We start from the raw sequence: 19,815 nt of genomic DNA on the forward strand, positions 1-19,815 counted from the left end.
CGATCGGCGGGTCAGGCGTTCCACGCGTCGGCGACGGCGCGGCGCACGTCGCCGAGCAACTGGGGCAGGGCTTTGGTCTTGGCGATGATCGGGAAGAAGTTGGCATCCGACGCCCACCGGGGAACGATGTGCTGGTGCAGGTGCGCGTCGACGCCGGCCCCGGCGATCGCCCCCTGGTTCATGCCGAGGTTGAATCCGTCGCAGCGCGACACGGCGCGGAGCACGCGCATGCCGCGCTGCGTCAGCGCGCCGATCTCGGCGACCTCTTCGTCGGTCGCCTGGTCGTAGGTGGCGATGTGGCGGTACGGGCACACGAGCAGGTGTCCGGAGTTGTACGGGAACAGGTTGAGCAGCACATAGGCGCTCTTCCCGCGCGCGACGATCAGGCCGTCCTCGTCGGACTTCCCCGGCGCGGCGCAGAACGGGCAGTTCTGCTCCATGGGCTCGCGGCCGGCCTGGATGTAGGCCATGCGGTGCGGTGTCCACAGACGCTGGAACTCGTCGGGCACCCCCGGGAGCTCCGCGGCGGCGATGATCTGCGCATCGCCGCCGTCGGAGGCATCCGGTTCGTTCGTCACGCCAGGTCCTCGGCGGTGTCGATGAGTGCGCGGGTCGCGATCGCACCGGTGATGCGCGCGATGGCTTCGTCGGCCGGGATGCCGTTGAGCTGCGTGCCGTCGCGGAAGCGGAACGACACGGTGCCGCCGGCGCGGTCGGCCTCGCCGGCGATGAGCTGGAGCGGCACCTTCTGCGTGGTGTGCGTGCGGATCTTCTTCTGCATGCGGTCGTCGCTGTGATCGACCTCGGCGCGGACGCCCTTCGCGCGGAGCTCGGCGACGATGCCGTCGAGGTACTCGCCGTACTCCGCGGCCACCGGCACCGCCACGACCTGCACGGGCGAGAGCCACACCGGGAACGCGCCGGCGTAGTGCTCGAGCAGGATGGCGAAGAAGCGCTCCACCGAGCCGAAGAGCGCGCGGTGGATCATCACGGGGCGGTGCTTCTCGCCGTCCGGCCCGGTGTATTCCAACTCGAAGCGCTCGGGCTGGTTGAAGTCGAGCTGGATCGTCGACATCTGCCAGGTGCGGCCGATCGCGTCGCGGGCCTGGACCGAGATCTTCGGGCCGTAGAACGCGGCTCCGCCCGGGTCGGGGACGAGCTCGAGGCCCGAGGCCTCGGCGACCTCTCGGAGGGTCTCGGTCGCCTCGGTCCACAGCGTGTCGTCGCCGATGAACTTGGGGTTGCCCTCCTCCTTCGTCGACAGCTCGAGGTAGAAGTCGTGCAGGCCGTAGTCGCGCAGCGTCTGCAGCACGAAGTCGAGGCTGTGGGTCAGCTCGCCCTTCACCTGGTCCGCGGTGACGTAGATGTGCGTGTCGTCCTGGGTCATGCCGCGTACGCGGGTCAGGCCCGCGAGCGTGCCGCTCTTCTCGTAGCGGTAGACCGACCCGAACTCGCTCAGCCGCAGGGGCAGCTCGCGGTAGCTGCGACCGCGCGAGCGGAAGATCAGGTTATGGAACGGGCAGTTCATGGGCTTCAGGTAGTACTCCTGGCCCTCGCGCGACACGTGCCCGTCGGCGTCCACGACCTCGTCGAGCGTCATCGGGGGGTACATGCCGTCGGCGTACCACTGCAGGTGACCGCTGGTGATGAACAGGTCGCCCTTGGTGATGTGGGGCGTGTTCACCACCTGGTAGCCGCTGGCGAGCAGACGCTCGCGCATGTAGCGCTCGATCTCGTACCGGATGATTCCGCCCTTGGGGTGGAACACGCTCAGGCCCGGGCCGATCTCGTCGGGGAACGAGAAGAGGTCGAGCTCCTTGCCGAGCTTGCGGTGGTCGCGCTTGGCGGCCTCTTCCAGACGGTGCTGGTAGGCGCGCAGGTCGTCCTTGGTCGCCCAGGCGGTGCCGTAGATGCGCTGCAGCTGCGGGTTCTTCTCGCTGCCGCGCCAGTAGGCGCCGGCGATGCGGGTGAGGTCCCAGCCGTTGCCGATGAGGCGCGTGCCCGGGACGTGCGGTCCGCGGCACAGGTCTTTCCAGACGGTCTCGCCGTCGCGGTTCACGTTGTCGTAGATCGTCAGTTCGCCGGCGCCGACCTCGACGTTCGCACCTTCGGCGGCCTCGGCGGATCCGCCCTTGAGGCCGATCAGCTCGAGCTTGAACGGCTCGTCGGTGAGTTCGGCCCGGGCCTCGTCGTCGGTGACGACGCGGCGCACGAACCGCTGGTTCTCGCGGACGATCCGCTCCATCTCCTTCTTGATGACCTTGAGGTCTTCCGGAGTGAAGGGGTCGTCGACCTGGAAGTCGTAGTAGAAGCCGTCGGTGACGGGCGGTCCGATGCCGAGGTTCGCCTGGGGCTTCACGCGCTGCACCGCCTGGGCGAGGACGTGCGCCGTCGAGTGCCGCAGGATCGACAGTCCCTCGGGGCTGTCGATCGTCACCGGCTCGATCCGGTCGTGCGCGTGGACGGTCGTCGCGAGGTCTTTCAGCTCACCGTTCACGCGCAGGGCGACGACCGAACGGTCGGGGAAGAGGGCGAAGCCGTCGGCGGGGTAGGTCTGCTCCGACGGCAGGGCGGCATCAGTCAAGGCGGTCTCCTGGATGGGTCGAATCCAGGCTACCCGCCGGGCGTGGCCTCGACGGCACGCGGAGTGCCGCATAGTGGAGCGGTGACTCTGGCCATCATCGGCGGCGCGCTGTGGATCCTCGGCATCATCGCGCTCCTCGTCGGCATCTTCCCCGCCGACCAGGCCCTCGCCGTCGCCGACCGCGTCTGGCCCATCCTGCTGTTCGTGGTGGCGGTCACGGTGGTGGCGGAGCTGGCATCCAGGGCGGGGTTGTTCGACGTCGTCGCCGCCCGCCTCGCGCGGATCGCGCGCGGGCGCACGGCGTGGTTGTGGGTGCTCGTCGTCGCGCTGGCCACCGTCGCGACGGCCTTCCTCTCTCTCGACACGACCGCGGTGCTGCTCACCCCGGTCGTGGTGGCGATGGCGGTGGCCCGGAAACTCGACCCACTGCCCTTCGCCTTCGTCACGGTGGTGCTCGCGAACACCGCGTCCCTCTTCCTGCCCGTGTCGAATCTCACGAACCTGCTGGCATCCGACGCGCTCGGCGGGCACGACCCCGTGGCCTTCCTCGCTCTGCTCGGCCCGTCCGCGCTCATCGCCGTCGCGGTGTCGGTGGTGGTCCTGACGGTCGTGTTCCTGCGAAAGCTGCCGAAGACGTACCCGGATGCCGCCTCCCCCGCCGTCGCGGACCCCGTCCTGCTGCGCGTGTCCGCCGTCGTCACCGTGGCCCTGCTGCCCCTGCTCGTGATCGGGTTGGACCCGTGGATGCCGGCCCTCGCCGCCGCGGTCGTGCTCATCGTGACCTTCGCCCTGCGCGCGCCCCGGGCTCTCGGCATCCGGCTCGTGCCCTGGTCTCTGCTCGTGTTCGCGGGCGGGCTGTTCCTCGCCGTCGGCGCGCTCGAAGCCGTGGGCATCGGTCGCGTCACGTCGGTGCTCGCCGGCTCGGGGGACGACCTCGTGTCGCTGTGGCAGTTGGCGGGTGTCGGAGCGCTCGCGGCGAACGGGATCAACAACCTCCCGGCCTACCTCGCGATGGAGTCGGTCGCCGGCTCCCCCGTGCGTCTGGCGGCACTCCTCATCGGGGTGAATGCGGGACCGATCGTCACGCCGTGGGCCTCGCTCGCGACGCTGCTGTGGCACGACCGGCTGGTGGCGGCGGGAGTCGAAGTCCGATGGAGCCGGTTCGTCCTCCTCGGTGCCGTCATCGCGCCGCTGATCCTGGTGCTCGCCGTCCTGCCGCTGACGTTGTGAGCGTCAGCCCTCGTAGGCGCGGCTCCAGGCCATCTGAGGTGTTTCGGGTCAGGAGCGCGAGGCCATCGGAGCCTGGTCGTTGGGGACCTCGCGGAAGACCATCTCCTCGCGATGCGGCTGCTCGCGGACGGCGACATCGTCGGGCTCGGGGATGACGTACAGGCCGCGTCCCGAGTTGGCGTTGTACGTCAGGGCGTGGAGCCACGTGCTGCTCAGCTGCGGGTTCCGGCTGCCGTGGTACTTGAACACCATCGACACGTTGGGGTGGATGTACACGGTGGTCCGGCCGCCGCCGATACTGATGTCGTCCTTCCACGTGAAGGGGAAGCTCTCGCCGCGCCGCACCTTCGCCATGATCACCGCCTGCAGATGGGCGAGGAGACGATCCTCGAAATCGACTTTGATATTGCCGTCGTAGATGAATTTGCCCATGGCAGCCCTCCGGGGAGGCATCCCGCGGACCGCGCATTCCTGGCGAGAAATGACGAACGCGGATGAAGGGGGATGCCAACGCTCTCGGGGGCAACATCTCGCGAATCCCCCCGAAACGCAAACCCGGTTGCGGCCGAACGGGTTTGAAGCTATGTCCGTTCCGCGCAGGAATCACTCTCCCCGCGAGATGCGGAGGATGACGCGGTCGCCGGCGCGGCGCTGCAGCCGGCGCACGAACGCTTCGAACCCGATGATGGCGCGGAACTGCCACCCGTACTTGCGTCGCAGCGCCGCGTCGGCCCGGCGGTCGTCGACGCTCGGACCGGCGATGCGTCCGCGGGCCTCGACGACGACGGCATCCGGTTCCACGGCTCCCATGCGGGAACAGGGACGCAGCGTGACGCGGTCGTCGTTGCGGAGGCGCTTGACCTTCCCGGTCTTGCGTTCGGTCGTGACGACCAGCTCGTCGCCGTCCCGCGCGATCCACACGGGCGTCGCAACTGCGGTGCCGTCGCGCTTGAAAGTGGCGAGGGAGACGAACGGAGACGACGCGATCTCACGCCAGAGGGTGTCGGGGACGGTCATGCGTTTCACGCTAGTGCGAGCGAATTGCTCGGCTCCCGGGCTTGCGCTCCGCGAATCACCGCTGCGCTCATATGAAACGTTGAGCATTGTTCACACGAATGGAACACATCGTGCATGAGCCCTCTTCGCCGGGCGTGGGATTCTTCGAGGTAAGGAGGTCCGCATGTCTCGCCACCACATCGCGACCCACGCCTACGATTTCCGCCGAGGTTGGGTGCGCATCCCCCCGACCTCGCTGACCGCGGAGCACGCGGTGTCGTTGCGGGATCAGGGGTTCACCATCGTCCGCTCGCGTCGGGGCTGGTTCAGCTCGCGCGAGCTTCCCCTCAGCTGGTACCTGCGGCGCGTGGACGGCGGTGTGTCCGACCTGACCCGCATCCCCGTGTCGCCCGCCGAGCAGGCGGCCGCGCTGTGCGAACGTCTCGACGACACCCCGGATGCCGAACCGGCAGCCGACGAGGCTGATCCGGTGCGCCCGTCGACACGCCGCGTGCGGCAGCGCGCGGGCGATGAGGAGCAGTAGCGGGGCGTCCGGGTCGCCGGCGGGTGGCAGTCGCGCCTCTGCTCATCGGCGGCGCCTCGACCGGCCGGTGCGCGGGCGGAAAAGCGAAAACCCCCGGCGAGCCGGGGGTTTCAGGTGGTGCGCGATACTGGGATCGAACCAGTGACCTCTTCCGTGTCAGGGAAGCGCGCTACCGCTGCGCCAATCGCGCCTGTGAAGGCTGTTCAGTTGTAGGCGAGGTGGCGACGGGATTCGAACCCGTGTAAACGGCTTTGCAGGCCGGTGCCTAGCCGCTCGGCCACGCCACCGTGTGTGGTTCGACCCACGTGTCGTGATCTCCCGTCGGAAACCTGACGGCGATCTTCACACTCGAGCGGATGACGAGACTCGAACTCGCGACCCCAACCTTGGCAAGGTTGTGCGCTACCAACTGCGCTACATCCGCATTTCGTTCCCGGGGCTTGCCCCGAGCACTCGTAAGACATTACCCGATTGCGAGGCGTGCGCAAAACCGGACGCGGCCCGCGCGTGTCCGCCGCCACGGTCGGGAGAGGCTCCTCGAATCGGGTAAGGTAGTCGAGTCCCGTTCGGGACATTGGGCGATTGGCGCAGTTGGTAGCGCGCTTCCTTCACACGGAAGAGGTCGTCGGTTCGAGTCCGGCATCGCCCACAGCACAGCCCCCGGTTCGCCGGGGGCTTCGTCGTTTCCCGGCGGCGCCTGGGCTGACGGCATCCCTTCCCCTAGGCTCTGCCCATGGAGCAGACCGCCACCCGTCCCCTGCCCGGCACTCGACTGCGCGGGTACTCCTCGGCGGTCGTCCTCGTCGTCGGCGTCCTCCTCGTGCCGATGGTGATCACCGTCGCCTCCAACAGCTGGACCCCGCCGGACGCACACGATTACGTGCGCATGGCGTTCGCGCAGGTGGCGGGAGCGGTGGTCGCCATGACGACCGCGGTGGGTCTCGTCATCCACCGGATCGCCCGTCGCAGTCCGCTCCGTGACACCGTCTGGTTCGGTGTGATCGCGGCGGTGATCGTCGCATGGCAGGTCTCGAACCTCTCATTCGCGGCGGACATGCTGCTCCAGCGACTAGTTCCCGCGGGCGTCTGACACAGCGACGGATCATCGAGACTGCATCTCGCTGACAACTCCGCTGCAGCGTGCAGTGGAGATGTCAGGCGGATGCATTCTCGCGAAATGCGCCCCGCGTCACGCGACCCGCACCACCCGTGAGCCCCAGGCTCAGCCCAGGCGCCACCCGTAGCGGCCTTGGAGAGCGGATGCCACGGCCTCGAAGCGGCGTCGGTCCAGGGCTGCGGCCTCCCGGCGCATGCCGGCGTCGTGCACGAGGTAGAGCTGCTCGATGTCGACCCACGAGGGGCGGCGCTGCGGGTCCCACTCCCCCGTGCCGAGCGCCAGGTAATCGGTGTCGCCCGCGTGCGGCTTGCTGGTGAGGCGCACGGCGTAGGAGCGGGTGGCATCCGCTCGCCCGATGACGAGCACCGGTCGGTCCTTGCCGCGTCCGTCGCGTTCCTCGTACGGCACCCAGGTCCACACGATCTCGCCGCCGTCGGGCGCGCCGTCGCGTTGCGGGGCGTAGGAGAGCGTCAGGCGTCGCGGAGGGGCGACCTCGACCGTCGCGGTCTCACCGGAGCCCTGACCGGGCCGTAGGGGCGCGGACGGGCTCGTCGCGGCAGCGCCGGACCCCTGCCCGGGCCGGAGCGTCGCGGAGGGCTGCGGCGACGTGGACGGCCGGAAGGCCCGCAGGAAGGCGGAGACGAGGCGTGCGGCGGTTCCCATATCCACACCCTAGACAGTGCCCCGCCGACTCCCCGACGCACGAAGAACGGGGCGTCACGGACGAATCCGTGACGCCCCGTTCCGGGGAGTGCGTATCAGCGGGCGTCGGTGAGGACGTAGCCCTCTTCGCCGTGCACGATGGTGTCGATGCCGGCGATCTCGTCCTCGTTCTTCACGCGGAAGCCGATCGTCTTCTCGATCGCGAAGCCGATGATGTAGGCGAGCACGAACGAGTAGATGAGGACCGCGAAGGCCGCGATGGCCTGCACGAGCAGCTGGTTGAAGGATCCGCTCTCGACGAGGCCCGTGCCCCGGGCGAAGATGCCCAGGTACAGGGTTCCGAGGAGACCACCGACGAGGTGCACGCCGACGACGTCGAGCGAGTCGTCGAAGCCGAGCTTGAACTTCAGCTCGATCGCGAGGGCGCAGATCGCACCGGCGAGCAGGCCCAGCAGGATCGCCCAGATCGGGTCGAGAGAGGCGCACGCGGGGGTGATGGCGACCAGACCCGCGACGGCGCCGGAGGCGGCACCGACGGAGGTGGGCTTGCCGTCCTTGATCTTCTCGACGAGCAGCCAGCTGAGCAGGGCCGCGGCCGGGGCGATGATCGTGTTGACGAAGGCGAGGGCGGCGGTGCCGTCCGCGGCGAGCTCCGAACCGGCGTTGAAGCCGAACCAGCCGAACCACAGCAGGCCGGCGCCGAGGAGCACGAAGGGCGGGTTGTGGGGAGCGTGAGCGCCCTTCTGGAAGCCGACGCGCTTGCCGAGGACGAGCGCGAGGGCGAGGGCCGCGGCACCGGCGTTGATGTGGACCGCGGTACCACCGGCGAAGTCGATCGCGCCGACACCGAAGACGTCCTGCATGCCCTTGGTGATCCAGCCGCCGTACGAGAACGAGCCGTCGTCGGCGAGGCCGAAGTTGAAGACCCAGCTGGCGACGGGGAAATAGACGATGGTCGACCACAGGAAGGCGAAGACCATCCACGAGCCGAACTTGGCGCGGTCGGCGATGGCGCCCGAGACGAGCGCGACGGTGATGATGGCGAACGTGGCCTGGAAGGCGACGAAGGCCAGGGGCGGGTAAGCCGCACCCTCGGGCGTCTCGAGGACACCGGTCAGGCCGAGCTCGTTGAAGTCGATCGCCCACGGGGCCTGGGTGACGCCCGCGTCAGTGGCGGGGAATGCGATCGCGTAGCCGTACAGCGCCCACAGGACTCCGATGAGTCCCATCGCGCCGAAGCTCATCATCATCATGCTGATGACGCTCTTGGCCTTCACGAGGCCGCCGTAGAAGAACGCCAGGCCGGGCGTCATGAGCAGCACGAGTGCCGCTGCTAGCAGGATGAATGCGGTGTTGCCTTGATCCATCTCGGAGGGAACCTCTCTGCAGGGACGCAGGTGTAGCGTCGGGTCCCCTCAGTGTTCACAGCCCCGGTTTCCATCGGCGTGGGAATCGTGTTTCTAACGCGTTACAGCCGCGGCGGTCGTGTAAACATCACGTTTCGCGGTGCCGCGAAGCGGCGATGAAACGGCCCGTCAGGAATGCGTCAAGGCCACGAGACGTGACACGGCGCGAAGGTACTTCTTGCGGTAGCCGCCCGCGAGCATCTCGTCGGCGAACACGGTGTTCAGGGGAACGCCGGTGGCGCGGATCGGGATCTGCGCGTCGTAGGCCCGGTCGACGAACGCGACCAGTCGCAGTGCCGCGGACTGATCGTGCAGCACCTTGACGTCGCGCAGCCCGATCGCGTCGATGCCGTCGATCAGGCGGATGAAGCGCGACGGGTGCACGCGGGCGAGGTGCGCGACGGCCGCCGTGAAGTCGTCGTCGGTCGCGACGCCGCGCGAGGCGGCATCCTGGATCGCGTCGGTGTAGTCGGCGTCCGTCAGCACGCGGGCCTCGCCGTCGATGGCGCGCTGACGGAAGTCGGTGCCGTCGATGCGGATCGTGCGGAAGCTGTCGGACATGGACTGGATCTCGCGCAGGAAGTCCTGCGCGGCGAAACGTCCTTCGCCCAGGGCGTTGGGGGGCGTGTTCGACGTGGCGGCGAGACGGGTTCCGGATGCCACGAGCTCGCCGAGCAGCCGAGTCATCACCATCGTGTCGCCCGGGTCGTCGAGTTCGAACTCGTCGATGCAGAGGAGGTCGGAGCCGCGGAAGAGCTCGACCGCCTTGGCGTAGCCGAGGACGCCGACCAGCGCGGTGTACTCGATGAACGAGCCGAAGTACTTCCGACGGGCGGGCATCGCGTGGTAGATCGACGCGAGCAGGTGGGTCTTGCCGACACCGAATCCGCCGTCCAGGTACACGCCGGGCTTCACCGGCGGGGTCTTCTCGGCGCGGCGGAAGAAGCCGGACTTCTTCGCCGGCGCGCCCTGGCCGGTCGCGAAGGTCTGCAGCAGCTCCTTCGCCTCCTGCTGCGAGGGATAGGCGGCATCCGCCCGATAGGACTCGAACGTCGCGCCGTCGAACTGCGGCGGCGGCACGAGCGCGCTCACCATCTCGGCGCCCGAGATGGCCGGCTCGCGATCGATGAGGTGCACGACACCGGTCGTCGCGGGCGTTGAGGTCATGGCCGTCCTGTGTCGCAGTCTTACGGGAGGGTGCCTGCTTCGACACGGCGGTCCTAGGGTCGAAGGTGCGGAGTCCACCCTACGCCGCCCGCTCCCCCACCCTGACAGAGGAGACATCGTGACCGTCGAGTTCGACACCACCTCCCCGAAGTTCGCCGCGTATGCCGAGCCCGGCCGTCTCGTGACCGGCGACTGGCTGCAGGAACGCCTGGGCCAGCCGGGCCTCGTCGTCGTCGAATCCGACGAGGACGTCCTGCTCTACGAGACGGGTCACATCCCCGGCGCGGTGAAGGTCGACTGGCACACCGAACTCAACGACCCCGTGGTCCGCGACTACGTCGACGGCGAGGGGTTCGCCGAACTCCTGAGCCGCAAGGGCATCGCCCGCGACGACACGGTCGTCATCTACGGCGACAAGAACAACTGGTGGGCCGCCTACGCCCTGTGGGTGTTCTCGCTGTTCGGACACGCGGACGTGCGTCTGCTCGACGGTGGCCGCGACAAGTGGATCGCCGAGGGGCGCCCGATCACCACCGAGCCGACCACTCGCGAGCCGGTCGAGTACCCGATCATCGAGCGCGACGACACGCTGATCCGCGCCTACAAGGACGACGTGCTCGCCCACCTCGGCAACCCCCTCATCGACGTCCGCTCCCCCGAGGAGTACTCCGGTGAGCGCACCTCGGCCCCCGCTTACCCCGAAGAGGGTGCGCTCCGCGCCGGCCACATCCCCAGCGCGCAGAGCGTTCCGTGGGCCAAGGCCGTCGCCGAGGACGGCGGTTTCAAGTCGCGCGAAGAACTGGATGCCATCTACCGAGATGGCGCGGGCCTCGCGGACGGCGACAAGATCGTGGCGTACTGCCGCATCGGCGAGCGTTCCAGCCACACGTGGTTCGTGCTGAAGCACCTGCTCGGCTTCGAGGACGTGCGCAACTACGACGGTTCGTGGACCGAGTGGGGCAGCGCGGTGCGCGTGCCCATCGTCGCGGGGGCCGAGCCGGGCGAGGTTCCCGCGCGCTGAGCCCGGGCGCGGCGGGCGTGGGAGACTGGCGGTGATGTCCGAGAACACGCTCCCCGCCCGCCTCGCCGAGATCCGCGAGGAGTTCCTCGAGCTCGACGAGCCCGACCGACTGCAGCTCCTGTTGGAGTTCTCGCACGAGCTGCCCGACGTCCCGGCCGAGTACGCGGATCACCCCGAGATGTGCGAGCGGGTCGCCGAGTGCCAGTCGCCGGTGTACATCGTGGTCGATGTCGACGACGCCGGCCACGTGGCGATGCACGCGACCGCACCGGCCGAGGCGCCCACGACCCGCGGCTTCGCGAGCATCCTGGCGCAGGGACTCACGGGCCTGTCGGCCGAGGAGGTCCTCGCGGTCCCGGACGACTTCCCGCAGAGCATCGGTCTCACCCGGGCCGTGAGCCCGCTGCGCATCGCCGGCATGACCGGAATGCTCATGCGCGCGAAGCGTCAGGTGCGGGCCAAGAGCGGTCTCTGACCACTCACTCCCCGGCGGCGAGCCCCTGAGCGCGCACCCAGTCCTGGATCGCCCGGGTCCACCGCGCCTCGTCGTAGTTCCAGAGCTTCGTGTGACGCGCGACGGTGAACGTCTCCATCGTCACGAGATCGGGCCGCGCCTCGGCGAGGGCGTGCGACGCGTCGCTCGGGACGAAACCGTCGTCGTCGCTGTGCAGGAGGAGCACGGAATGCCGAAGCTCCCCCGCCCGGGCGACGGCGTCGAGGCTGTCGAGCGGGATCGCGGAGCCGCTGCCGGTGAGGACGGCGCCCCAGTCGGAGCCGAGGATCCGCTGGGCGAACGCCAGAACGACGCCGGGGAGGCGCAGGAGGCGGCTGTGGTATCGCAGCACCGTGCGCCAGTCGGCGACGGGCGACTCGAGGATGAGGCCGGCGATCACGTCGCGGTGGGGCGACGAGAACTCGGTCTGGAGCGCGATCGCGCCGCCCATCGACCACCCCATCAGCAGGATGCGGCGGGCTCCCTGACGGCGGGCGTATCCGATCGCGGCGTCGACGTCGCGCCACTCGGTCGCGCCGAGGGCGTAGGTGCCCGTGCGGCTGTGGGGTGCATCCCCGTCGTTGCGGTACGACACGAGGAGGCTCGTGATGCCGAGGTCGTGGAAGACGGGGACGGCACGCAGCGCTTCGGATCTGGTCGTCCCGCGCCCGTGCACCTGGATCACCCATACATCGGTGTCGACGGCGGCGGGGAACTCCCACGCCGCGCACGGGCCGACCGGCGTGCCGATGAGCGCGGTGCGGTACGGGATCTGCAGGTCGTCGGGCTTGTCGTAGTACCAGCCGCTGAACGCGGCCGCCGGAGCGAGATGCGCATCGACGGGGACGTGGGTCAGGAGCTTGCGGGTGACGCTCGCGCCGTCCGCCTTGACGACGGAGCCCAGTCGCAGGTAGTCGAGGGATCCCGTCGCGAAGAGCCCGTAGCGCCCCGGGAGGGCGGTGTCGTCCGTGCGCTGGAGGGTGATGGTCTGCGCCGCCGGATCGAGCGCGAGGAGCTGGACGTCGGGGACGCGGCCCGCGGGGGTGACCACGGTGCGAGCCATCCGCAGCGATACGGCGCCGAGGGCCGCGGCGCTGAGCCCGAGCGCGGCGGTGAGAGCGGTGACGGCGACCCGCAACGGTGCGGCCGCGGGGTGCGGGGCACGGCGCCTCGCGGCGCGCCTGGGAGCGTTCATCGAGGCCTCACTCTAGTCTGTGGCCGTGACTGACCCCCGCTCACCCGAGGCGGCGACCCCCTTCGCCCGGGCGGCCGACGAGTTGCGCGAGACCGCGTTCCGCGACGATTTCGTCGTGCGCGAGATCCCGTCCCCGTCGGGCCTCGCGCCGCAGTCGCTGGCGCTGGCCGGCGACGTGCGGCCCGACGCGCACACGACGGATTCTCCGTTCGGTACGGGGCGCTTCATCCTGCTGCACGACCCGGAGGAACCCGAGGCGTGGGGCGGTGCGTGGCGCGTGGTGTGCTTCGCCCAGGCCCCGCTCGAGCCGGAGATCGGGATCGATCCCCTCCTGGCGGACGTCGCCTGGTCGTGGCTGATCGATGCGCTCGATTCGCGCGGTGCCGAACGCCACTCCGAGTCGGGGACGGCGACCAAGACGCTGTCCACCGGCTTCGGGGCTCTCGCGGCGCAGGGCGAGGGGTCACAGATCGAACTCCGCGCGTCGTGGTCGCCGCGCGGTCCGTTTCGCCCGCACCTGGAGGCGTGGGCCGAATTGGTCTGCATGCTCGCCGGACTCCCCCCGGGGTCCGAGGGCGTTGCGGTCCTCGGAGCCCGGAGGCCCCCGCGTGGTTGAGTACACCGTCATCGAGGATGCCGCGGGTCTGTCCGCGGCGTCGCAGTCGCTGGCATCCGGGGTCGGCCCCGTAGCCGTCGACGTCGAGCGCGCGTCCGGGTTCCGGTACTCCCAGCGGGCGTACCTCATCCAGGTCTTCCGTCGGGATGCCGGGGTGTTCCTGTTCGATCCGTCGACGATCGAGGACTTCGCGCCGCTCCAGGACGCCATCGGCGACGTCGAGTGGGTCTTCCACGCCGCGAGCCAGGATCTGCCGTCGCTCCGCGAGCGCGGTCTCGAACCCCCGGTGATCTTCGACACCGAGCTCGGCGCCCGTCTGCTCGGTCACGAGCGCGTCGGACTCGGCGCCGTCGTCGAGGAGACTCTGGGCATCACGCTCGCGAAGGCGCACTCCGCGGCCGACTGGTCGACCCGGCCGCTCCCGGCCTCCTGGCTCGAGTACGCCGCGCTCGACGTCGAGCACCTCGTCGACGTGCGCGACAAGCTCGCCGCAGAGCTCGACGAGCAGGAGAAGACGGAGTTCGCGCGGCAGGAGTTCCAGGCAGTGCTCGAACGGCTCCCGAAGCCGCCGCGCGACGACCCGTGGCGGCGCCTCAGCGGTCTGCACACGGTGCGCGGACGCCGCTCCCTCGCGGTGGCCAGATCGCTGTGGCAGGCGCGCGAGGACTACGCCCGCGAGCAGGACGTCGCCCCCGGTCGTCTCGTGCCCGACCGCGCGCTCGTCGCCGCCGTCCTCGCCGACCCGCAGACCAAGCAGGCGCTGGCGGGCGTCAAGGAGTTCAACGGCCGCGCGAGCCGGACCCAGCTCGACCGCTGGTGGAACGCGATCGTGGCCGGACGCGAGGCCACCGACCTGCCGCCGGACCGCGTACCCAGCGACACCCTCCCCCCGCCCCGCGCCTGGGTCGACCGCAACCCCGAGGCGGACCGTCGCCTGAAGGCGGCCCGCCCGGCCGTCGAGGCGCGCGCGGAGGAACTCCGGATGCCGACCGAGAACCTCCTCACCCCCGAGACGCTGCGCCGCGTGGCGTGGACTCCCCCGGCCGAGGTGAGCGTCGAGTCCGTCTCGACCGCACTCGCGGAGCTCGGCGCCCGCCCGTGGCAGATTGAGCAGACTGCACAGGTGATCGCGGATAGCTTTGTAGCTTCCCTCAACGCCGATCCGGACGACTCGGAACCGTCTTCGTAGGTTCGGACAACCGATTCTTCGCGTCGCGGCGCGTTTCCTAGGCTGGCTGCATCCCAAACAATGGAGGCAGAGTGGCCGAGATGTCGGACGTCTTCTTCGTCGACGGTATGCGTACCCCCTTCGGGCGCGCCGGCGAGAAGGGCATGTACTGTAACACCCGCGCGGACGACCTCGTCGTCAAGGCGATCATCGGGTTGATGGAACGCAACGGCGACGTGCCGAAGGACCGGATCGACGACGTGGCGATCGCCGCGACGTCGCAGACCGGTGACCAGGGCCTCACGCTCGGGCGGACGGCGGCGATCCTCGCGGGTCTGCCGATGACCGTGCCAGGTCTGGCGATCGAGCGCATGTGCGCCGGCGCCATGACGAGCGTCACCACGATGGGCGCGTCGATCGGTGTCGGCATGTACGACCTCGCCCTCGCGGGCGGCGTCGAGCACATGGGCCGGCACCCCATCGGCGCCAACGCCGACCCCAACCCGCGCTTCGTCGCCGAGAAGCTGGTCGACCCGGGCGCCCTCAACATGGGCGTCACGGCCGAGCGCATCCACGACCGCTTCCCGCACCTGACGAAGGAGCGCGCGGACCGGTTCGGCATGGCCAGCCAGCACAAGGCGCAGGCCGCGTACGAGGCCGGGAAGTTCCAGCCCGACCTCGTCTCCGTCGCGGTGAAGGACGCCGACGGCGCGTGGGGGCTCGCCACAGAGGACGAGGGGCGTCGCCCCGAGACCACCCTCGAGGGTCTGGCATCCCTCAAGACGCCGTTCCGCCCGCACGGTCGCGTGACCGCCGGGACCTCGTCGCCCCTCACCGACGGTGCGACGATCAGCCTGCTCGCGGGCTCGGACGCCGTGAAGGAGCTCGGACTCACGCCGAAGATGCGGATGGTCTCGTTCGCGTTCGCCGGCGTGCAGCCCGAGATCATGGGCATCGGCCCGATCCCCTCGACGGAGAAGGCGCTGAAGAAGGCCGGACTCACGATCGACGACATCGGCCTGTTCGAGCTCAACGAGGCGTTCGCGATCCAGGTCATCTCGCTCCTCGACCACTTCGGCATCGCCGACGACGACCCCCGGGTGAACCCGTGGGGCGGTGCGATCGCGCTCGGTCACCCGCTCGCGGCATCCGGAGTGCGTCTCATGATCCAGCTCGCCGCGCACTTCGCCGAGCGCCCCGACGTGCGGTACGGCCTCACGGCCATGTGCGTCGGCCTCGGCCAGGGTGGCTCGGTGATCTGGGAGAACCCGTTCTTCGACGGAAAGAAGAAGCGCAAGTGACCGGCTACGACTCGATCGACTTCTCGCCCCTCGACGCCCTCACGGGCGACGAGGTCGTGACCCACTCCCCCGTCCGCGACGTGCGCCTGCCCTCGGGCAACGTCGTCGCGCTCGTGACGCTCGACAACGGACGCGACCACACCCGGCCCAACACGCTGGGTCCGGCGACGCTGGCGGAACTCGGGCGCACGCTCGAGACGCTGAAGGAGCGCGCCGCGGCCGGCGAGATCCACGCGGTCGCTATCACCGGGAAGCAGTACATCCTCGCCGCCGGTGCCGACCTCTCCGACGTGGCCAAGCTGCCGTCGAAGGACGTCGCGCGGCTCATCGCCCAGCGCGGTCACCAGGTGCTCGGATCGCTGTCCGAACTCGGTGTGCCGTCGTTCGCGTTCGTGAACGGCCTTGCACTCGGCGGCGGCCTCGAGATCGCGCTGAACTCGACGTACCGCACGGTCGACGCGTCGGCTGCGGCGATCGCTCTGCCCGAGGTGTTCCTCGGCATCATCCCCGGCTGGGGTGGCGCCTACCTGCTGCCGAACCTCATCGGCATCGAGAACGCGCTCGAGGTCGTGGTGTCCAACCCCCTCAAGCAGAACCGGATGCTCAAGCCCCAGCAGGCGTTCGACCTCGGGATCATGGATGCCATCTTCCCGGCGGCCTCTTACCTCGAGGACTCGCTGCGCTGGGCCGACGGCGTGCTCACCGGCCGCATCAAGGTCGAGCGCAAGAACGAGCCCGGCAAGATCGAGCGCCTGACCAAGTGGCCGATCGCGATCAAGGTCGCACGCGGCATGCTCGAGTCGAAGATCGGCACGGTCCCCCGCTCCCCCTACGTCGCTCTCGACCTGCTCGACAAGGCCCGGAGCGGCACGAAGGCCGAGGGCTTCGCGCGCGAGGACGAGGCTCTCGCCGACCTCATCACGGGCGACCAGTTCGCGGCATCCATGTATGCCTTCGACCTCGTGCAGAAGCGCGCGAAGCGGCCGGTCGGAGCGCCCGACAAGGCGCTCGCGAAGAAGGTCGCCAAGGTCGGTGTGATCGGCGCGGGCCTCATGGCCTCGCAGTTCGCGCTGCTCTTCGTGCGGAAGCTGCGGGTGCCCGTCGTCATCACCGACCTCGATCAGGGACGCGTCGACAAGGGCGTGGCATCCATCCGGGAGGAGATCGGCAAGCTCGAGGCGAAGGGCAGGCTCGACGCCGACACCGCCAACCAGCTGCGCGCGCTCGTGCACGGCACGACCGACCGCTCGGAGTTCGCCGACTGCGACTTCGTCATCGAGGCGGTCTTCGAAGAGGTCGGGGTCAAGCAGGAGGTGTTCTCCGCGATCGAGAAGATCGTCGCGGACGACACGATCCTCGCCACCAACACCTCGTCGCTGTCGGTCGCCGAGATCGGTTCGGCGCTCGAGCACCCCGAGCGGCTCGTCGGCTTCCACTTCTTCAACCCGGTCGCGGTCATGCCGCTCATCGAGGTCGTGAAGACGGATGCCACTTCCGACGCCGCGCTGTCGACGGCGTTCGTCGTGGCCAAGGGGCTCGGCAAGAACGCCGTCCTGACCGCCGACGCCCCCGGGTTCGTCGTGAACCGTCTGCTGGCCAAGGTCATGGGCGAGGCCGCGCGTGCCGTGTACGAGGGCACGCCGATCACGGTCGTCGAGAAGGCGTTCGCGCCCCTCGGGCTGCCGATGGGTCCGTTCCAGCTCATCGACCTCGTCGGTTGGAAGGTCGCCGCGCACGTGCAGGACACGATGGCGCACGCGTTCCCCGAGCGCTTCTTCGCGTCCGAGAACTTCCACGAGCTCGCGGCGCTGCCCGAGGTCGTCGAGAAGGACAAGGGCGGCCGCGTCACCGGCTGGACCAAGGCGGCGCAGAAGGTGCTCGTCACCGGAAAGACCCCGGTGGCGCCCGAGACCATCCTCGCCCGGGTTCAGGACGGCCTCGCGCAGGAGATCAAGATCATGCTCGACGAGGGTGTGGTCCCCGAGGTGCAGGACATCGACCTGTGCCTCATCCTCGGCGCGGGCTGGCCGTTCATCGACGGCGGAGCCTCGCCCTACCTCGACCGCGAGGGGGCGTCGGAGCGCGCGTTCGGCGACACGTTCCACCACCCGCCGATCCGCGGTATCGGCGGCTGAAAGCCCGAACACGACAGCGGCGCCGTCCCCGAGGGGGCGGCGCCGCTGTCGTTCGTGCGGGACCTACGGGCGGGACTTCTCCCACTCCTCCAGCGTCGGGATCGCGCCGGTGGGCGTCTGCCGCGCCATGGGGATGCGCGTGCCGAGCACCTGCGCCACGACGTCGTGGGCGATCTTGGATGCCGTGAGCCCGGCGTCCTCGAGGATTTGCTCGCGCGTGGCGTGGTCGATGAATTCGTCCGGGATGCCGAGCTCGTCGACCGCCGTGTCGACACCGGCCTCGCGCAGCACCTGGCGGACGCGGGTTCCGACGCCGCCGACACGGATGCCGTCCTCGATCGTGATCACGAGCCGGTGCTCGCGCGCCAGGTCGATGATCGACGGCTGCACGGGGATCGCCCAGCGCGGGTCGACGACCGTGGCGCCGATGCCCTGCGCGCGCAGCCGCTCGGCGACCTCCATCGCGAGGTGGACCATCGGGCCGATGCCGACGAGGAGCACGTCGTCTGAGGTGCCTCGCGCGAGAACGTCGACACCGTCGGGCAGGCGCTCGATCGCGTCGAGGTCGGCGGGGACACCGCCCTTCGGGTAGCGCACGACGGTCGGCGCGTCGGAGACGGCGACCGCCTCGCGGAATTCCTCGCGCAGGCGGGTCGCGTCGCGCGGAGCGGCGATCCGGATGCCGGGGACGAGCTGCAGCATGGCGAGGTCCCAGATGCCGTGGTGGCTCGGGCCGTCGGGGCCGGTGACGCCGGCACGGTCGAGGACGAAGGTGACGCCGGCCTTGTGCAGGGCGACATCCATCATCACCTGGTCGAACGCACGGTTCATGAAGGTCGCGTAGATCGCCACGACGGGGTGCAGGCCCCCGAAGGCGAGGCCGGCGGCGGAGGCGACGGCGTGCTGCTCGGCGATGCCGACGTCGTACACGCGCTCGGGGAAGCGCTGCGCGAAGGACTGCAGACCCGTGGGGCGCAGCATCGCCGCGGTCATCGCGATCACGTCGTCGCGTTCGGCGCCGACGGCGGTGAGCTCTTCCGCGAACACGTCGGTCCACTGCGGGCCCCCGCCCGAGCCGAGGGCTTCGCCGGTGATCGGGTCGATCTTGCCGACCGCGTGGAACTGATCAGCCTCGTCACTGAGCGCGGGCGCGTAGCCGCTGCCCTTGTCGGTGATCGCGTGCACGATGACCGGGGCGCCGTACGACTTCGCCAGCTCGAGCGTCTCGATGAGCGACTCGAAGTCGTGCCCGTCGATGGGGCCGAGGTACTTGATGTCGAGGTTGCTGTAGAGCGCCTCGTTGTTCGTGAAGCGCGAGAGGAAGCCGTGCGTCCCGCCGCGGACGCCGCGGTAGACCGCGCGCGCCGCGGGTCCGAGACGGCGGAACAGCGTGTCGGATCCGCGGTGCAGCGTGCGGTACGCCTCGTTCGTGCGGACCCGGTTGAGATAGCGGGCCATGCCGCCGATCGTCGGCGCGTACGAGCGGCCGTTGTCGTTGACGACGATGACGAGGTTGCGGTCGTTGTCGTCGCTGATGTTGTTCAGCGCCTCCCACGTCATGCCGCCCGTGAGCGCGCCGTCGCCCACGACGGCGATGACGTGGCGGTCCTTACGGCCCGTGCGGGAGAACGCGCGCGACACACCGTCGGCCCAGCTCAGCGAACTCGACGCGTGCGAGGACTCGACGATGTCGTGCTCGCTCTCGGAACGCTGCGGGTAGCCGGCCAGGCCGCCGCGCGAACGCAGCTGGGCGAAGTCCTGACGGCCGGTGAGGATCTTGTGCACGTACGACTGGTGCCCGGTGTCGAAGATGATCGGGTCGGCCGGGGAGTCGAAGACGCGGTGGAGGGCGATCGTCAGTTCGACGACACCCAGGTTGGGGCCGAGGTGGCCGCCGGTGCGGGCGACGTTCTCGACGAGGAACGAGCGGATCTCGGCGGCGAGCTGCCGCAGCTGATCGGGGGTCAGACCGTCGAGGTCACGGGGACCGTGGATGCCGGGTAGGAGAGCCATGTGACTCCTCTCGTGCGGTGCGCACAGAAACCTGCGCGTCTGTCGATTCTATTCTCGGGGGGTGCGAGAGGCTCGGCAACGGCTTGCGCGGGGCGCCCCGACCTGAGCGTGAGTCGCCAGGATCTGTCGCCTTGCCGACGGCGGTGGCGACACATCGTGGCGACTC

General features: G+C 69.7%; 18 protein-coding genes and 4 tRNA genes. 10 read left to right on the forward strand and 12 right to left on the reverse strand.

The annotated features are described in order from the left end of the window. Positions 1 to 11: 11 nt before the first annotated feature. Positions 12 to 578 (reverse strand): HIT family protein, encoded by a 567-nt coding sequence (locus tag P8R59_RS14440; RefSeq protein WP_278101629.1) that lies wholly within the window; start codon positions 576 to 578, stop codon positions 12 to 14. After that, complete coding sequence (gene thrS, locus P8R59_RS14445; RefSeq protein ID WP_431606858.1) at positions 575 to 2,656, reverse strand: threonine--tRNA ligase; 2,082 nt, start codon at positions 2,654 to 2,656, stop codon at positions 575 to 577. Before thrS ends, P8R59_RS14440 begins: the two co-directional genes overlap by 4 nt. Positions 2,657 to 2,665: 9 nt before the next feature. Here thrS and P8R59_RS14450 point away from each other — a divergent pair, with 9 nt between their 5' ends. Beyond that, positions 2,666 to 3,814, forward strand: coding sequence for an SLC13 family permease (locus tag P8R59_RS14450; RefSeq protein ID WP_278101631.1), 1,149 nt, complete (start codon positions 2,666 to 2,668; stop codon positions 3,812 to 3,814). 48 nt (positions 3,815 to 3,862) lie between these two features. Here P8R59_RS14450 and P8R59_RS14455 read toward each other — a convergent pair whose 3' ends face one another. Both P8R59_RS14455 and P8R59_RS14460 read right to left on the reverse strand, forming a co-directional pair. Further along, entirely contained in the window at positions 3,863 to 4,246 is a 384-nt protein-coding gene (locus tag P8R59_RS14455) for an ATP-dependent DNA ligase (protein WP_077051440.1), read from the reverse strand. A 171-nt stretch (positions 4,247 to 4,417) separates the two neighbouring features. Further along, on the reverse strand, positions 4,418 to 4,831 hold the full coding sequence (locus P8R59_RS14460; RefSeq protein ID WP_278101632.1) for a PPOX class F420-dependent oxidoreductase: 414 nt from the start codon (positions 4,829 to 4,831) through the stop codon (positions 4,418 to 4,420). Between the two features lie 163 nt (positions 4,832 to 4,994). On the opposite strand from P8R59_RS14460, the gene P8R59_RS14465 reads away from it, so the two are divergent. Next, complete coding sequence (locus P8R59_RS14465) at positions 4,995 to 5,354, forward strand: hypothetical protein (RefSeq protein ID WP_278101633.1); 360 nt, start codon at positions 4,995 to 4,997, stop codon at positions 5,352 to 5,354. A gap of 115 nt (positions 5,355 to 5,469) precedes the next feature. Here the strand turns inward: P8R59_RS14465 and P8R59_RS14470 are convergent. The 3 genes from P8R59_RS14470 to P8R59_RS14480 form a co-directional block, all read right to left on the reverse strand. After that, a tRNA-Val gene (locus tag P8R59_RS14470) sits at positions 5,470 to 5,544 on the reverse strand. Between the two features lie 26 nt (positions 5,545 to 5,570). After that, a tRNA-Cys gene (locus tag P8R59_RS14475) sits at positions 5,571 to 5,641 on the reverse strand. A gap of 64 nt (positions 5,642 to 5,705) precedes the next feature. Continuing rightward, positions 5,706 to 5,778 (reverse strand) — tRNA-Gly (locus P8R59_RS14480). Positions 5,779 to 5,930: 152 nt separating this feature from the next. Between P8R59_RS14480 and P8R59_RS14485 the strand changes: the two genes are divergently transcribed. Together P8R59_RS14485 and P8R59_RS14490 are read left to right on the forward strand one after the other, a co-directional pair. Further along, positions 5,931 to 6,003: transfer RNA gene (locus P8R59_RS14485), tRNA-Val, on the forward strand. 84 nt (positions 6,004 to 6,087) lie between these two features. After that, positions 6,088 to 6,444, forward strand: coding sequence for a hypothetical protein (locus tag P8R59_RS14490; RefSeq protein ID WP_278101634.1), 357 nt, complete (start codon positions 6,088 to 6,090; stop codon positions 6,442 to 6,444). A 132-nt stretch (positions 6,445 to 6,576) separates the two neighbouring features. Here P8R59_RS14490 and P8R59_RS14495 read toward each other — a convergent pair whose 3' ends face one another. The 3 genes from P8R59_RS14495 to zapE form a co-directional block, all read right to left on the reverse strand. Next, positions 6,577 to 7,134, reverse strand: coding sequence for a type II toxin-antitoxin system PemK/MazF family toxin (locus P8R59_RS14495; protein WP_278101635.1), 558 nt, complete (start codon positions 7,132 to 7,134; stop codon positions 6,577 to 6,579). Positions 7,135 to 7,229: 95 nt separating this feature from the next. Further along, positions 7,230 to 8,501, reverse strand: a complete 1,272-nt coding sequence (locus tag P8R59_RS14500; RefSeq protein ID WP_077051445.1) for an ammonium transporter — start codon at positions 8,499 to 8,501, stop codon at positions 7,230 to 7,232. A 168-nt stretch (positions 8,502 to 8,669) separates the two neighbouring features. After that, entirely contained in the window at positions 8,670 to 9,707 is a 1,038-nt protein-coding gene (gene zapE, locus P8R59_RS14505; protein WP_278101636.1) for a cell division protein ZapE, read from the reverse strand. A 118-nt stretch (positions 9,708 to 9,825) separates the two neighbouring features. Between zapE and P8R59_RS14510 the strand changes: the two genes are divergently transcribed. Both P8R59_RS14510 and P8R59_RS14515 read left to right on the forward strand, forming a co-directional pair. Then, positions 9,826 to 10,728, forward strand: coding sequence for a sulfurtransferase (locus tag P8R59_RS14510; protein WP_278101637.1), 903 nt, complete (start codon positions 9,826 to 9,828; stop codon positions 10,726 to 10,728). 34 nt (positions 10,729 to 10,762) lie between these two features. Beyond that, entirely contained in the window at positions 10,763 to 11,203 is a 441-nt protein-coding gene (locus P8R59_RS14515; protein ID WP_278101638.1) for a SufE family protein, read from the forward strand. Between the two features lie 4 nt (positions 11,204 to 11,207). Here the strand turns inward: P8R59_RS14515 and P8R59_RS14520 are convergent, their stop codons facing one another. After that, positions 11,208 to 12,416 carry an alpha/beta hydrolase family protein gene (locus P8R59_RS14520; RefSeq protein WP_278101639.1) on the reverse strand — a complete coding sequence of 403 codons (1,209 nt, stop codon included), beginning with the start codon at positions 12,414 to 12,416 and terminating at the stop codon, positions 11,208 to 11,210. A gap of 25 nt (positions 12,417 to 12,441) precedes the next feature. Between P8R59_RS14520 and P8R59_RS14525 the strand changes: the two genes are divergently transcribed. The 4 genes from P8R59_RS14525 (at position 12,442) to P8R59_RS14540 (ending at position 17,636) form a co-directional block, all read left to right on the forward strand. After that, the gene (locus P8R59_RS14525) at positions 12,442 to 13,032 is read left to right on the forward strand and encodes a DUF3000 domain-containing protein (protein ID WP_077052623.1); all 591 of its coding nucleotides are present in this window, start codon (positions 12,442 to 12,444) and stop codon (positions 13,030 to 13,032) included. Then, positions 13,025 to 14,221: a ribonuclease D gene (locus tag P8R59_RS14530; RefSeq protein WP_278101640.1), complete on the forward strand. Its 1,197-nt coding sequence runs from the start codon at positions 13,025 to 13,027 to the stop codon at positions 14,219 to 14,221. The genes P8R59_RS14525 and P8R59_RS14530 overlap by 8 nt, the downstream gene beginning before the upstream one ends. A 71-nt stretch (positions 14,222 to 14,292) precedes the next feature. Beyond that, the gene (locus P8R59_RS14535; RefSeq protein WP_278101641.1) at positions 14,293 to 15,501 is read left to right on the forward strand and encodes a thiolase family protein; all 1,209 of its coding nucleotides are present in this window, start codon (positions 14,293 to 14,295) and stop codon (positions 15,499 to 15,501) included. Then, complete coding sequence (locus tag P8R59_RS14540) at positions 15,498 to 17,636, forward strand: 3-hydroxyacyl-CoA dehydrogenase NAD-binding domain-containing protein (RefSeq protein ID WP_278101642.1); 2,139 nt, start codon at positions 15,498 to 15,500, stop codon at positions 17,634 to 17,636. Before P8R59_RS14535 ends, P8R59_RS14540 begins: the two co-directional genes overlap by 4 nt. Before the next feature lie 63 nt (positions 17,637 to 17,699). Here P8R59_RS14540 and dxs read toward each other — a convergent pair whose 3' ends face one another. Beyond that, a complete protein-coding gene (gene dxs, locus P8R59_RS14545; RefSeq protein ID WP_278101643.1) occupies positions 17,700 to 19,649 on the reverse strand; it encodes a 1-deoxy-D-xylulose-5-phosphate synthase in 1,950 nt (649 codons plus the stop codon). Positions 19,650 to 19,815 lie beyond the last annotated feature (166 nt).

Origin of the sequence: Microbacterium proteolyticum (genome assembly GCF_029639405.1) — a bacterium.
Taxonomy (GTDB): domain Bacteria; phylum Actinomycetota; class Actinomycetes; order Actinomycetales; family Microbacteriaceae; genus Microbacterium.

What these genes read in the sequence shown, in the direction of transcription:
- P8R59_RS14520 (WP_278101639.1), bottom strand. Translation starts at nt 12,416, where the DNA reads ATGAACGCTCCCAGGCGCGCCGCGAGGCGCCGTGCCCCGCACCCCGCG.
- P8R59_RS14455 (WP_077051440.1), bottom strand. Translation starts at nt 4,246, where the DNA reads ATGGGCAAATTCATCTACGACGGCAATATCAAAGTCGATTTCGAGGAT.
- P8R59_RS14515 (WP_278101638.1), top strand. Translation starts at nt 10,763, where the DNA reads ATGTCCGAGAACACGCTCCCCGCCCGCCTCGCCGAGATCCGCGAGGAG.
- P8R59_RS14460 (WP_278101632.1), bottom strand. Translation starts at nt 4,831, where the DNA reads ATGACCGTCCCCGACACCCTCTGGCGTGAGATCGCGTCGTCTCCGTTC.
- P8R59_RS14495 (WP_278101635.1), bottom strand. Translation starts at nt 7,134, where the DNA reads ATGGGAACCGCCGCACGCCTCGTCTCCGCCTTCCTGCGGGCCTTCCGG.
- dxs (WP_278101643.1), bottom strand. Translation starts at nt 19,649, where the DNA reads ATGGCTCTCCTACCCGGCATCCACGGTCCCCGTGACCTCGACGGTCTG.
- thrS (WP_431606858.1), bottom strand. Translation starts at nt 2,656, where the DNA reads ATGCGGCACTCCGCGTGCCGTCGAGGCCACGCCCGGCGGGTAGCCTGG.
- zapE (WP_278101636.1), bottom strand. Translation starts at nt 9,707, where the DNA reads ATGACCTCAACGCCCGCGACGACCGGTGTCGTGCACCTCATCGATCGC.
- P8R59_RS14500 (WP_077051445.1), bottom strand. Translation starts at nt 8,501, where the DNA reads ATGGATCAAGGCAACACCGCATTCATCCTGCTAGCAGCGGCACTCGTG.
- P8R59_RS14490 (WP_278101634.1), top strand. Translation starts at nt 6,088, where the DNA reads ATGGAGCAGACCGCCACCCGTCCCCTGCCCGGCACTCGACTGCGCGGG.
- P8R59_RS14465 (WP_278101633.1), top strand. Translation starts at nt 4,995, where the DNA reads ATGTCTCGCCACCACATCGCGACCCACGCCTACGATTTCCGCCGAGGT.